The following is a 14,227-nucleotide window of genomic DNA, read 5'->3' as shown; positions in this document are numbered from 1 at the left end:
TAAACATCTTATAATAGGCACTGGAATAACTCAGTGCCTTGTCTTTATTTTCTTTTTTGTTCTTTGTTATATTAAATAAGTAATCTACATTTTGCACAGAAAAAATGACTTAGTTTAAGTCGTTAGTTGAGGTTTTTCGAAAGTTAACTTTGTTAATCGTCTGATGGGGAATTAACCAAAAGATGTTAATGCTTTAATGGTTGTTGCCTTTATGAAATTTACAATGAAGCAATAAATTATTTGAACAAGTAAAATAGAACAGTTAATTAGTGCAATTCTTATTATCCATTACCTTCTCATTTTTAATATATTACCTCGCTATTTATTATCATTATTCTTACGTTGAACCATACTCAATAAAAATGCTTTGGGAGGGTTTATGCAGATACTTCATCATGGTGCGGTTAATGGGGTGACAGGTTCTTGTCATCAATTGATTATTGACATCAATAATAGTTTGCTGGTGGATTGTGGTTTGTTTCAAGGTGCTGAAACGTCCGGTCGAGGTGATGATGATTTATTATCTATCGAGTTTGATATTAGTACAGTGCAAGCTTTATTGGTGACGCATTGTCATATTGACCATGTTGGACGATTGCCATATTTATTAGCAGCAGGGTTTAATGGGCCGATCATCGCCACAGAAGCGACTGCGGCTTTGTTGCCTATGGTGATTGAAGATGCGCTGAAAGTGGGAGTCACACGTAATCAATCGATTATTAAAGCCTGCTTGGCTCGTTTAAAGGATCAGTTGATTGCAGTGCCTTATCAACAATGGTTTGAGGTGACGTTAAAAGGGGCTCGTCGTACTAAAGTTAAGTTCCAACCTGCAGGGCACATTCTTGGTTCTGCTTATATCGAAATTGATGTTAAAGCTGATGTTAAGGGCTCTGAGCAGACTGCTAAGCGGGTTGTTTTTTCAGGGGATCTTGGCGCAACTTATTCTCCCTTGCTCGCTTCTCCTAAAAGTCCTTATAAAGCAGATATTGTAGTTATTGAAAGTACTTACGGTGATAAGAACCATCAAGGGCGACGTGACCGTGCTAAGAGTTTAGAAAAGGTATTAATTAAAGCGATTAGTGATAATGGTGTGGTGATTATTCCTGCTTTTAGTATTGGTCGCACACAAGAGTTGCTTTATGAGTTAGAGCAGATCACCGCGAAGGCTAAGTTTAAGAAGCTGGCTGATATTGAAGTGATTGTCGATTCTCCGATGGCCGCTAAATTCACTGAGCATTATCAACATTTTCAGACGCTGTGGGATGCTGAAGCTAAAAGGCGTGTAAAACAAGGGAGGCAACCTTTAAATTTCGATAGTTTATATACGGTTGATACGCACCAAGAACACATGCAAGTGGTTGAGTATTTAGCGAATCGTAGTAAACCAGCGATAGTGATTGCTGCGAGTGGTATGTGCAGCGGTGGCCGCGTAGTGAATTATCTAAAGCGATTTATTACTGAACCGACTGCTGATGTACTGTTTGTGGGTTATCAAGCTCAGGGGACGTTGGGGCGTCAGATTCAGCAATATGGTCCGAGTGGCGGTTATGTGTTTATCGATGGTGAAAAGTTAGATGTGAAAGCAGGTGTGCATACAATCTCAGGTTATTCCGCACACGCAGATCAGTCTAACTTAGTGAATTTCATTAAACGAATTCGTAAAGGCCCTGAAAAAGTAATCATCGTACATGGCGATCAACAAGCTAAAGAAAGTTTGAAAGATAAGTTATTGGCGCTGGATAAAAACATGCTTGTGGAAATAGGAAAAGGGTAATTGTGTGATGTTATTTTTTAGATTGTAGGTTTGCTATTCGGGGCGCTGGCTTTAGCCTGCTTGTTTTGATTTTAGTTTTTAGGTTTTGGTTTTTGGTATAACGTAATTGACGAACAACATTGTAAGATACGATACATCTTGTAAGGGGCGCTGGCTTTAGCCTGCTTGTTTTGACCTTAATCTTTTGAGCTTAATCTTTTGACCTTGAAGTTTGAACCTAGTGCCATTTATGATTCGCTTTGCTCAGCGAAGCTAATCGTTGTATGCGATACATCTTGTAAGGGGCGCATGCTTTAGCTTGCAGATTTTAATGTTTACATGTGTTGATTTTTTGACTTTGTAGTTAACAATCAAAAAACAACACACAAAACCCAAAACCCTGCAGGCTAAAGCCAGCGCCCCGAGTTCAAAAGCTTGCAGATTTTAATGTTTACATGTGTTAGTTTTTTGACTTTGTAGTTAACAATCAAAAATCAACACACAAACCTCTGCAGGCTAAAGCTAGTGCCCCGAGGTCAAGAGCTCTGCGAGTCCTGTTTAGCTTGCAGGTGTTTAATATTTGCATGTGTTGATTTTGACTTTGTAGTTAATAATCAAAAATCAACACACAAACCTCTGCAGGCTAAAGCCAGCGCCCCGAATATCAAGCTATGCTTGATAGCTATCGCAATTATGTTGAGATGAGCGATGGTGCTGATTTTTGATATAACGCAATTGACGAACAACATTGTAAGATGCGCTGGCTTTAGCCTGCTTGTTTTGACCTTAATCTTTTGAGCTTGAAGTTTGAACCTAGTGTCATTTATGGTTCGCTTTGCTCAGCGAAGCTAATCGTTGTATGCGATAACTCGCATACTGGCAGGCTAAAGCCAGCGCCCCGAGGTCAAGAGCTCTGCGAGTCCTGTTTTCAGCTTGCAGTGTTTAATATTTGTATGTGTTGATTTTGACTTTGTAGTTAACAATCAAAAATCAACACACAAACCTCTGCAGGCTAAAGCCAGCGCCCCGAATATCAAGCTATGCTTGATAGCTATCGCAATTATGTTGAGATGAGCGATGGTGCTGATTTTTGATATAACGCAATTGACGAACAACATTGTAAGATGCGATACATCTTGTAAGGGGCGCTGGCTTTAGCCTGCTTTTTTTGACCTTAATCTTTTGAGCTTGAAGTTTGAACCTAGTGTCATTTATGGTTCGCTTTGCTCAGCGAAGCTAATCGTTGTATGCGATAACTCGCATACTGGCAGGCTAAAGCCAGCGCCCCGAGGTCAAAGGAGCAAACCTAACACCAGAAGAATAAACCTCAACACCAGGAACCCTGCAAGCTGAAGCATGCGCCCCGAGGTCAGAAGAATAAACCTCAACACCAGGAACCCTGCAAGCTGAAGCATGCGCCCCGAGGTCAAAAGCATAAACCTCAACACCAGGAACCCTGCAAGCTGAAGCATGCGCCCCGAGGTCAAAAGAATAAGCCTCAACACCAGAATCCCTGCAAGCTAAAGCATGCGCTCCGAGGTCAAAAGAATAAGCTTCAACACCAGAATCCCTGCAAGCTGAAGCCTGCACCCCGAGGTCAAAAGCATAAACCTCAACACCAGAAACCCTGCAGGCTGAAGCTAGCGCCTCAGGCATGAAGCTTGTTGGCTTATGCTTTGAGGCTAACTGGTTTTAAGGTTAGTGGTTTGCTCGGCGCATTTCTCTTTCTGCTATCTTTTGTGCGCTGTCTAGTGCTTGTTTTACGCTGATCTTTCCTTCGAGTGCTTCTGCTATTGTTTGTCCAGCGAAGCCTGCGATGGAGACGAATTCAGGGATTGTTACAAATTGCACACTAGAGTAAGGCGATGGGTATAACGTGTTGTTTTCTGGGTCTATGCCATTGAGTGCGGTTAGCTCTGCTTTGGCAAAGTCACCTACTGCTTTTACATAGTCTGGGTTGTTGTAGGTTGATAAACGTGTTCCTGTTGGTACATTCGCCCAACCATTTTTATCTGCAATACGTTTTATATAGTCTTTTGACGTTGCCCAGCTAATAAATTTCTTTGCTGCTCCAACATTTTTTGATTCTTTTGGAATCGCTAATGCCCAAGACCATAACCAACTTGCGCCATTTACGGTGATTTGATATGGCGCTTCGGTATAAGACCAAAGTGAGGCATATTTACTTTGTGTGCTGTCGGTTAAGAATGATGCAGCAATTGAAGCATCAACCCACATTGCACATTTTCCTTGTCGAGATAAGCTTAGAATTTCGGTGAAACTGTTTTTTTCTGGATTAGGTGGTCCGTAATTGGTTAGTAAGTCTACATAGAAGTTGACCGCTTTGTTCCACGCTATTGTATTAATTTCTGGTTGCCAATCCATATCAAACCATCGACCACCAAAACTGTTCGCTATGGTTGATACTAATGCCATGTTGTCTCCCCAGCCTGGTTTACCACGTAAGCAAATACCATAGACTTCGTTGTCGGGATCGTGCACTGCTTTTGCTGCGTTTTGTATATCTGTCCAGTTAGGTCTTTTATTAAAAGAGATGTTGGCTTTATCTAGTATGTCTTTACGGTACATCAACATTGAACTTTCGCCGTAGAAGGGGGCTGCGTAAAGTTCTCCTTGGTATGATAAACCTGCTTTTATAGAAGGCAGTAGATCGTTTACGTCATAGCTGCTATCTGGCGATAATGGGATTAACCAGTTTCGCTTTGCCCAAATTGGTGTTTCGTATAAGCCGATGGTAACAACATCATAGTGACCTCCTGCCGATGCAATATCTGCAATCGCACGCATTCGCAAACTACCTTCGTTATAAATATGCCATTTGAGTTGGATGTCTGGATTATCTTTTTCGAAAGCCGGAGTTAATGCTTTCATTTCCATCATATGTGCGTTGTTTACTGTGGCAATATTAAGATCTAGTGCAGAGACATTCACGCTGAATGCGAACGACACTAAACTGAGGAAAAGGGTAGACGTTTTTTTCATTTGGTTTCCATCCTGGAACTTTTTACAAGGTTAATCGCGTTTGAATAATCGTGTGTGTATTCATCTATTTTACCGTTTATTTTATATAAAAAGTGTTAGTTAATTGATGAAAGTAACAAAATAATAGCACTGCTAATGTAAAATCAAAGCTTAAAAATCGACTTGAAGCGGTTATTTTATGTGTTAAGAACCTTATTATTCGATTTATTTAATAGTTAACCTAAACTAATCAATTAGTTGTAGTTATTTGACGTTTAAATTTACAAAATGTAAAAAATATAGTCAAATAGTAGAGTTATGATCTCTGTTATGGAAAGAGGGACAAATACGGATGAAAAGGGATTTATGAAAATATTTAATATCAATTTATCGACCAAAATCATATTGAGTTTTGGGTTGATAGGTTTTCTTTTCATCGGCATGGTTTTGTTTAGCTTTGTTAATGGAAAACAAGTTATATCTGGTTTGACATTAATTAATAATGAGTCGTCACCGGTGATTAGTTTCTCTTCTAAAACTAATGAATTGGTTAAAGCCACTGAACCATTAATTTTAAAATTATTGGTGAGTGAAACAAGCGAACAATACAAACAGACGTCAAATAAGCTTACTGCTAATAATCAACAGATCGTTTCTACTTTAAATGACTTCGGAGAGCTTAATTTAAGTCGTGAGTTTTCAACTGTGGTTGACGAAACGTTATTGCAGTTAAAAAATAATATGCAAGAAGTGGAAGCAAATTCATTATTGTTGATTGAAAAGCAATCGCAAATAGTGAATGCCATTGAAAGTACGCACAGTATTGTATTAACACTTGATGCTTTATTAGAAAAAATTGCACCACTGCTTTCTGATACGCTAATTGAGTTAGAAGATGAAGCAACCATTTCTATTGTTAATGAAGTTAATGCTTCAGTTATTTCGGGTATGTTGATTATTGAAAAGACCGCGAATGCTCAGTCTTTAGAAGCGTTGGACAATAGTAACCAACAATTTGTTAGCTGGCAGAATCAACACTCTAGTTTATTACCTTCTCTTATTTTTGCTTCAAACGATGGGTTTTATCAAAACTTTGTTCGTAAGTTATCAGCCCTGACATTATCTTTATTAGACGCTATTGAAGGTGAGCAAGGGTTATTGTCTATTCAGAAAAAAAGATTGGCGGCAATTAAGCAACAGAAAACTGATTTTGCGACATTAAAAGCGCAAACAGAGAATGCTAGTGTGTTAACAGGGTTATTATTAGATAAGTCATTCGCACAAAACAAAAAACTCGCGACCGATATTAATGAAAGCACACAAAGCCAAAATAATATTAGTATTGTTGTTGGTATTTTTATTCTGCTTTGTATTCTCGTGCTGTCTACGACGATGACACGCCTTATTCGTCGTGCCATTAAGCAGTTTATGGGGGAGTTAGATGCGTTATCTAATGGCGTATTACGTAATATACCAGCCTCTAAATCAAATGATGAATTTGGGCAATTGAATAATTATCTTATTAAGGTGATTAATAACTTAAAGCAGACTGTATTGGACATTGAAGATTCTTCTAAGAAAGTGGAAGACTCTGTTGCATCGGTTGTTAATACTTCTCAAAGCACACTCGATATAGTTAACCAACAAAAAGATGAATTGCACATGGTGGCAACGGCTTTGGTTGAAATGAGTTGTACTGCGAATGAAGTGGCGGAGCATACTGAAAAAACTCATGATGCAGTTATTAATGCCGTTGAGTTGTCTAAAAATGGCCGACAAAGTGTGTTAGATAATCACCAAAGTATTGAGCAGGTTGCCTCGCAAACTAAACTTACTTTATCGGCTATCAACAATTTACATAATGGTGTTAAAAGTATTCAAAATATTGTGGATACGATTACTGAAATTGCAGACCAGACCAATTTGTTAGCGCTTAATGCAGCCATTGAAGCAGCACGTGCAGGCGAGCAAGGAAGAGGTTTTTCTGTAGTGGCTGATGAAGTCCGTACTTTAGCAACGCGGACACAAAAATCTACTTTAGAAATTCAAGAGAAAATATCGACGATGATCCTTGATTCTAAGATGACCGTGGATGCAACGACTAAAAGTGAAGGTCTGGTAAATGAAAGCCTTAAACAAGCGAAACTAGCTGATGAAATGATTGCGAGTTTTGAAAGTAAAATGTCCGAGGTACAAGATTTAAGTTATTTAATTTCTACTGCGACAGAAGAGCAAGCGGTAACGGTAGCTGAATTAGATAAGAAAATTAATAAAATCGCGATGCTGGCTAATGATACCAATAGCAAAGCTGAGTCAGCTAAAGATGAAGCAACGTCACAAATTACTATTGCTAAAAACTTACAAGAGAATGTCGCAAAATTTGTTTTTGAACGTTAGGTGTTTAAAGCTTTTTAACTTTGAGGCGCATGGAAAATTAGGCGACAGACTATTGCTATGGACGGAGGAGCTCTGCGAGCCCTGTTTTCAGCTTGCAGTGTTTAATATTTGTATGTGTTGATTTTGACTTTGTAGTTAACAATCAAAAATCAACACACAAACCTCTGCAGGCTAAAGCCAGCGCCCCGAGGTTCAAAGAATAAAGTCTAGGTCAAAAGAATAAACCCTAACACCAGAAGCTCTGCAGGCTAAAGCCAGCGCCCCGAGGTTCAAAGAATAAAGTCTAGGTCAAAAGAATAAACCCTAACACCAGAAGCTCTGCAGGCTAAAGCCAGCGCCCCGAGGTTCAAAGGATAAAGTCTAGGTCAAAAGAATAAACCTCAACACTAGAAACCCTGCAAGCTGAAGCATGCGCCCCGCGGTCAAAGGAATAAAGTTAAAAGATGAACCCCTAACACCAGAAACCCTGCAGGCTAAAGCCAGCGGCCCAAGGTCAAGATATTCCCGTTCACACCAGAATCCCTGCAAGCTAAAGCATATGTAGCGAGGACACAGACTAAAGAAAAATGTTTAAAGGTGGCAGTTATAACTAATCACAATTAAATACTGGTTGTTTTGTTGATGGGGATCTTGCTCCCTTTTGTGAATAAAGATAAGCTAGCGATCCACTTTTTAACAAAGCTTTGTATAAAACTATGATTAAATTGCAAAACCTCACTAAGTATTATCCTTCTGATTTAGGCCCTCAATTTATTTTTCAGAATATTAACTTTGATATTCCTGATGGGCATAATATTGGGATTTTAGGATCGAACGGTGCAGGTAAGTCAACTTTATTTAGAATCTTAGCGGGTAGTGAGTACCCGAATAAAGGCAAAGTAGTGACAGACAAAGCTATCTCTTGGCCTGTTGCTTTATCTACTGGTATTCACCCTCAAATGACTGGGCGTGAAAATACGCGCTTTATTGGTCGTGTTAATGGAGTTGAAAATTTAGATGAATATGAAGAGAAAGTTAAAAACTTTGCTGAATTAGGCATCAAATACGATTTGCCTGTTAAAAACTATTCAAGTGGTATGAAGTCTCGACTTGCCTTTGGTTGTTGTATTGCGATTGATTTCGATGTCTATTTAATTGATGAAGCGACTTCGGTTGGTGATCAAAAATTCCGAACCAAGGCTCGCCAAGCTTTGTTGGCTAAACGAAAAACGGCCAGTTTGATTATGGTTAGTCATGATCTTAAAGAAATTGAAGAGTTCTGTGATAGTGCGATTATTTTACATCAAGGGGAATTAACTTTTTATCCTGACTTACAGCAAGCTTTGAGTATTTATAAAAGCCTGTAATTTTTTATAAGTAGTCTGTAATTATGCATTTATTTCATTGGTCGGTAGATAAACTGTATTTTTGCATATATAAAATATAAATGAACTTATTAATTGAGTTACTCTCTAAGCTATTGACTATTTAGTTATATATATCTGATTTTACCAATAAAAAAGACACTTTTTGTTATAGGGTATATTAAAAGTACTTTAAAAATAGTTAGTTAGAGTGCTATTATTAGGACTCAAATGGAATTGCCACTTGTATGACAAAAGTGAACAATAAGTAAGCAAATAATAAAGGTGTCAGTTATGTTAGGTTCAATGATAATAACGTCGCTTATGTCCTTTGTTGTCTCATCTTTTCTGTTTTATTTTTTCCATCCTAAAGCGATTCAATTTGGGCTGGTGGATAAAGCTAATCACCGTAAACTACATAAAGGTAATATCCCCGTTATTGGTGGCCCTGCTATTTATATTGCGCTAGTTTGCGTCTTATTTTTCGAACAAAAATTTACTTCTGAAGTCTTGTATTTTGTCTTGTGTAGCGGTTTTTTAATGTTACTAGGCGTAATTGATGACAAAATAAATTTAAAGGTATCACTGCGCCTACTCTCCATTATTGCGATTACCACTTTCCTTTATCATTTTGCGCAATTTAAAATAAACTCTTTGGGGAATTTATTTGCCTTGGGCGACATTAATTTATATGACGCATCGCTATTTTTTACGGTGATTGTGGTGATTGGGGTGATTACTGCTTTTAATATGGTTGACGGCGTTGATGGCTTACTGGGTTGTTTGAGTATCATCTCATTTTTATCTTTGGCTATTCTATTTGGTGTAAACGAACAATTTAAGCTCACTTCAATTTGTATCTGTTTTATTGCCGCTTTAATTCCTTTTTTATTATGTAATTTATCGATACTCCCTGGAAATCGTTATAAAGTATTTATGGGTGATTCGGGAAGCTTCTTTATTGGTTTTGTTGTTATTTGCTTATTGGTGGTGGGCAGTCAATCATCAATGTATGTAGACAGCCAGACTGGAGAATCAGACTCTTCACTTGCTTTTAGACCTATTACGTCTTTATGGGTGATGACGGTGCCATTATTAGATATGATTGCTAATATTATTAGACGTATAAAAAGCAAGCAGTCACCATTTCAGGCTGACCGCGGGCATTTACACCATAAATTACAAGATATTGGTTTATCAGATAAACAAGTACTGATTTTTATCTCTATCTTTGCTTTGATTGGGGCCACTATCGGTGTTGTTGGTGAAGTTTACCATTTGCCTGAAATTGTTATGTCTAGCTTACTTATACTTTTATTTGTCGTTTACTTTCACTTTTATTCACATACTTGGAAAGTAAGCGGATTAATTCATCGTTTATTTGGTAACAAGTTACCAGTTTCATAGGAAAGGTTATTTTATGCATTATGATATTTTTAACGGGGATGCCGACGGCATTATTTCATTAATACAGTTACGTTTATCTACCCCTTTGAAATCTTGTCTTGTTAGCGGAGTGAAAAGAAATATTCAATTATTAAAAACGGTATCAGCTAATGCTGAAGATACGTTTACTGTATTAGATGTTTCAATGGAAAAAAATACGCAGGCATTAATTGATGTGCTTGAAAAAGGTGCTGAGGTATTTTATGCCGATCATCATCGAGCTGGCGATATTCCTGAGTATGAAAAACTAACGGCATTGATCGATTTAGATGCCAATACTTGTACTGCGCTGATCGTTGACCACCATTTAAAAGGACAATTCCATGATTGGGCTATTTGCGCAGCATATGGCGATAATTTAATTGCTAAAGCTGACCAGTTAGCATCTGCAGCAGGTTATAGCGAAGCACAAGCAGAGCAGTTGAAAGAGTTGGGTACGTTAGTTAATTATAATGGTTACGGTGCTGATATTGCAGATTTACATTTTGACCCAGCTGAGTTGTTTACGGCTTTGTTAAAATATAAAAGCCCGTTTGATGTGTTTGAAGATAAAGCATCGCCTTATTATGCTTTACAAGCGGCTTACCAAGATGATTTAGAGAACGCGTTAGCTATTGCTGCTGTTTACAGTGGTAAAAAATTGAGCGTATTTGAATTGCCTGATGAAAAATGGTCTCGTCGTATTAGTGGTGTTTACGGAAACTTACTGGTTAATCAACAGCCAAACAGTGCTTTTGCGGTATTAACTAAGAATGAGCAGGGTGGTTATTTAGTGTCTTTACGTGCGCCATTAGAAAATAAACAAGGCGCTGGTGATATTTGTAGCCAATTTGAAACCGGTGGTGGTCGTGCAGCGGCTGCGGGTATTAATCATCTTCCTAGCGAGTCGTTACAACACTTTATTAGTACTGTTGAAACTTATTACGCTTAATTATGATCTTAATAATGTGTCTCGGTAAGCGCTAGCGATATTAAAATGTAACGTTTAATATCCTGAAAGCCTGAAAATAAACATTATGAATTATTTTGCTTTACTCGACTTTTGACTTATCAGAACTGAGAAAATACAGATATAATCACCTTGTTCATATTTTATTAAGTGATTCATTATCTACACAGAGAGATTTAAAATGAGAAAAATAGCAGTTGCTGGTACCGGTTATGTCGGATTATCTAATTCAGTTTTATTGGCTCAACATAACCAAGTCATTGCTGTTGATGTTATTGCTGAGAAAATCGCATTATTGAATCAAAAAAAGTCGCCTATTGCTGATGTTGAAATTGAAGACTTTTTAAAAAATAAACCATTAAACTTTACTGCAACGTTAGATAAAGAACTTGCTTATAAAGATGCTGAGTTTGTTATTATCGCCACGCCAACTGACTATGATCCAGAAACAAACTATTTTAATACGTCTTCAGTTGAGTCTGTTATTAAAGATGTGATGGCGATTAATCCGAATGCAGTGATGGTGATTAAATCAACTGTGCCTGTAGGCTATACAAGAAATATTAAAGAAGAATTGGGTTGTGAAAATCTTATTTTCTCTCCTGAATTTTTACGTGAAGGTCGTGCATTATACGATAACTTACACCCTTCTCGTATTGTGGTCGGTGAGCAGTCTGAACGCGCTAAAGTATTTGCTGGTTTGTTAGCTGAAGGTGCAATTAAAGAAAATATAGATGTATTGTTCACCGATTCAACAGAAGCAGAAGCGGTTAAGCTATTTAGTAATACTTACCTTGCTTTACGTGTTGCTTATTTTAATGAGTTAGATAGCTATGCTGAAGCACATAATTTAAATGCACGTCAAATCATTGAAGGTGTTGGTTTAGATCCTCGTATCGGTAATCATTATAATAACCCTTCTTTCGGTTATGGTGGTTATTGTTTACCTAAAGACACGAAACAACTACGTGCAAATTACGCAAATGTACCAAACAATATTATTGGCGCGATTGTAGATGCGAATACCACACGTAAAGACTTTATTGCTAATTCAATTATTGCAAAACAACCTAAAGTGGTTGGTATCTATCGATTAATCATGAAGTCAGGATCTGATAACTTTAGAGCATCAAGTATTCAGGGCATCATGAAACGCATCAAAGCAAAAGGCATTGAAGTGGTTATTTATGAACCTGTATTCGAAGGCGAAGATTTCTTTAATTCTAAAGTCATTAAGTCTTTGGAAGCGTTTAAAGGGATGTCGGATGTTATCGTTTCAAACCGTATGGTTGACGAAATCAAAGACGTAGCCGATAAAGTTTATACTCGTGACTTGTTTGGTAGTGATTAATTTATAGTTGAATAATCTCAGCGCTTTGGAACCGTAAATGCTTTTGACCTCGAGGCGCTGGCTTCAGCCTTTAGAGTTTTGTGTTGGTTTAGCTTTGAAGGTTGATAGTGTGCCTTTGACCTTGGGGCGCTGGCTTTAGCCTGCAGGGTTTTGTGTGTTAGGTTTTCTTCATTTTTCTTCAACTATAATGTGAAAATATAAAACTTAACTATCAACACAAAACAATCAACACAAAAAATCTGCAAGCTGAAAACACTAAAATAACCACGAAGCGCTACGCTACACGAAGAGCACGAAGAAAAGCTATAATCCATTACTTGTTATTAATCGCTTTTGCTCTAACCTTCATCACCCTTCATATCTTCGTGGTAAACCGCTTTTGACCTCGGGGCGCTGGCTTTAGCCTGCAGGATTTTGTGTGTTGGTTTTCTTCATTTTTCTTCAACTATAATGTGAAAATATAAAACTTAACTATCAACACAAAACAATCAACACAAAAAATCTGCAAGCTGAAAATACCAAAATAACCACGAAGCGCTACGCTACACGAAGGAAAAGCTATAATCCATTACTTGTTATTAATCGCTTTTGCTCTAATCTTCATCACCCTTTATATCTTCGTGGTAAACCGCTTTTGACTTTGGGGCACTGGCTTTAGCCTGCAGGGTTTTGTGTGTTGACTTTGGTTTCGTAGATTGAATATATATGTGCCTTTGACCTCGGGGCGCTGGCTTTAGCCTGCAGGATTTTGTGTGTTTGGTTTTCTTCATTTTTCTTCAACTATAATGTGAAAATATAAAACTTAAGAATCAATACAAAACAATTAACACAAAACACCTGCAAGCTGAAGCATGCGCCCCAAAGTCAAAAGCAACGCATGTAAACATTAAAACCTATAAGCTGAAAACAGGACTCGCAGAGCTCTTCCGAACATGACACTAAGCTGTCGGCTAATTCGCCATGCGCCCCGAAAGTCAAAAGCAACGCATGTAAACATTAAAACCTATAAGCTGAAAACAGGACTCGCAGAGCTCTTCCGAACATGACACTAAGCTGTCGGCTAATTCGCCATGCGCCCCGAAAGTCAAAAGCAACGCATGTAAACATTAAAACCTATAAGCTGAAACAGGACTCGCAGAGCTCCTCCGCTCATGACACTAAGCTGTCGGCTAATTCGTCATGGGCCCCGGAAGTAAAAGCAACACATGTAAACATTAAAAAGCCTACAAACTGAAAACGAGGCTTGCAGAGTTCCTATGCTCATAAGGCTAGGCTGGTGCATAACTCATCATGGGCGGTAAGTTCAAAGCATTTGCTAACTAAAATAATTGTATGGGAGGTTTTGTGGTTTTATGTGTTTATAATAGGGGGATTGGGAGCTCGTGATGGCTTTGTTTGTGTTTAATCAATAAGAATCACTCTTTTTGTGGATAATCAGGTTACAAAAGACAGAAAAATCCTTATACTTACGTCCTTTATTTTAGGGTGACGATTTTGCTTAATGTAAAAGAAATCTTTCACCTATTAAACAATCGCTTATATTAGGTGGTTGTTTTACCACTTAGCAACTGATGCTAAGAACGGTATTATTAATTTTAACAGTGGATACAATGCGTTATGACTACAGTAAATTCTGAAAACAGCAAAAGCTCTTTTGATGGGCTGAAATGGACTATCACCGTTTTATTATTAGCAGCAGTGATTGTTGGTAATTATTTATATGGTGAAGAAACACACGTTGTATTACGTGTGGCAATACTTTTAGTTTTAGCTGCTTTAGCAGTTCTTTCTGCTGCATTTACTGAAAAAGGCAAAACATTTATTGGCTTTGCTAAAGATGCGCGTCTTGAAGTACGTAAAGTTGTTTGGCCTACTCGCCAAGAAACAGTGCAAACTACATTAATCATCTTAGCAGTATCAACTATTGTTGGTTTAGTGCTATGGGGTCTTGATGGCATATTTGTTCGTGTCGTTTCGTTTATCACTACCTCTATTTAAGGGTTTAT

Annotated in this window: 8 protein-coding genes; 7 read left to right on the top strand and 1 reads right to left on the bottom strand. The window is 37.9% G+C overall.

Annotation, left to right across the window (positions count from 1 at the left end):
• Positions 1-379 precede the first annotated feature (379 nt).
• Positions 380-1,774 carry an MBL fold metallo-hydrolase RNA specificity domain-containing protein gene (locus GQR59_RS14530; protein WP_160063863.1) on the top strand — a complete coding sequence of 465 codons (1,395 nt, stop codon included), beginning with the start codon at positions 380-382 and terminating at the stop codon, positions 1,772-1,774.
• Between the two features lie 1,677 nt (positions 1,775-3,451).
• Here GQR59_RS14530 and GQR59_RS14525 read toward each other — a convergent pair.
• On the bottom strand, positions 3,452-4,756 hold the full coding sequence (locus GQR59_RS14525; protein WP_160063861.1) for an ABC transporter substrate-binding protein: 1,305 nt from the start codon (positions 4,754-4,756) through the stop codon (positions 3,452-3,454).
• Positions 4,757-5,101: 345 nt separating this feature from the next.
• Between GQR59_RS14525 and GQR59_RS14520 the strand changes: the two genes are divergently transcribed.
• From GQR59_RS14520 to secE, 6 genes are all read left to right on the top strand, one after another.
• Positions 5,102-7,132, top strand: a complete 2,031-nt coding sequence (locus tag GQR59_RS14520; protein WP_160063859.1) for a HAMP domain-containing methyl-accepting chemotaxis protein — start codon at positions 5,102-5,104, stop codon at positions 7,130-7,132.
• Between the two features lie 695 nt (positions 7,133-7,827).
• Entirely contained in the window at positions 7,828-8,478 is a 651-nt protein-coding gene (locus tag GQR59_RS14515; RefSeq protein ID WP_025565275.1) for an ABC transporter ATP-binding protein, read from the top strand.
• Between the two features lie 291 nt (positions 8,479-8,769).
• On the top strand, positions 8,770-9,882 hold the full coding sequence (gene wecA, locus GQR59_RS14510) for a UDP-N-acetylglucosamine--undecaprenyl-phosphate N-acetylglucosaminephosphotransferase (protein WP_160063857.1): 1,113 nt from the start codon (positions 8,770-8,772) through the stop codon (positions 9,880-9,882).
• Between the two features lie 13 nt (positions 9,883-9,895).
• Positions 9,896-10,852, top strand: a complete 957-nt coding sequence (locus GQR59_RS14505; protein WP_160063855.1) for a DHH family phosphoesterase — start codon at positions 9,896-9,898, stop codon at positions 10,850-10,852.
• Positions 10,853-11,051: 199 nt separating this feature from the next.
• Positions 11,052-12,221 (top strand): nucleotide sugar dehydrogenase, encoded by a 1,170-nt coding sequence (locus GQR59_RS14500; RefSeq protein ID WP_160063853.1) that lies wholly within the window; start codon positions 11,052-11,054, stop codon positions 12,219-12,221.
• Between the two features lie 1,617 nt (positions 12,222-13,838).
• Positions 13,839-14,219 carry a preprotein translocase subunit SecE gene (gene secE / locus GQR59_RS14495; protein WP_160063851.1) on the top strand — a complete coding sequence of 127 codons (381 nt, stop codon included), beginning with the start codon at positions 13,839-13,841 and terminating at the stop codon, positions 14,217-14,219.
• Positions 14,220-14,227: the final 8 nt, after the last annotated feature.

Source organism: Psychromonas sp. L1A2, assembly GCF_009828855.1.
In the GTDB taxonomy this organism is placed as follows: Bacteria; Pseudomonadota; Gammaproteobacteria; order Enterobacterales; family Psychromonadaceae; genus Psychromonas.
This window is presented reverse-complemented; position numbering and strand designations above follow the sequence as displayed.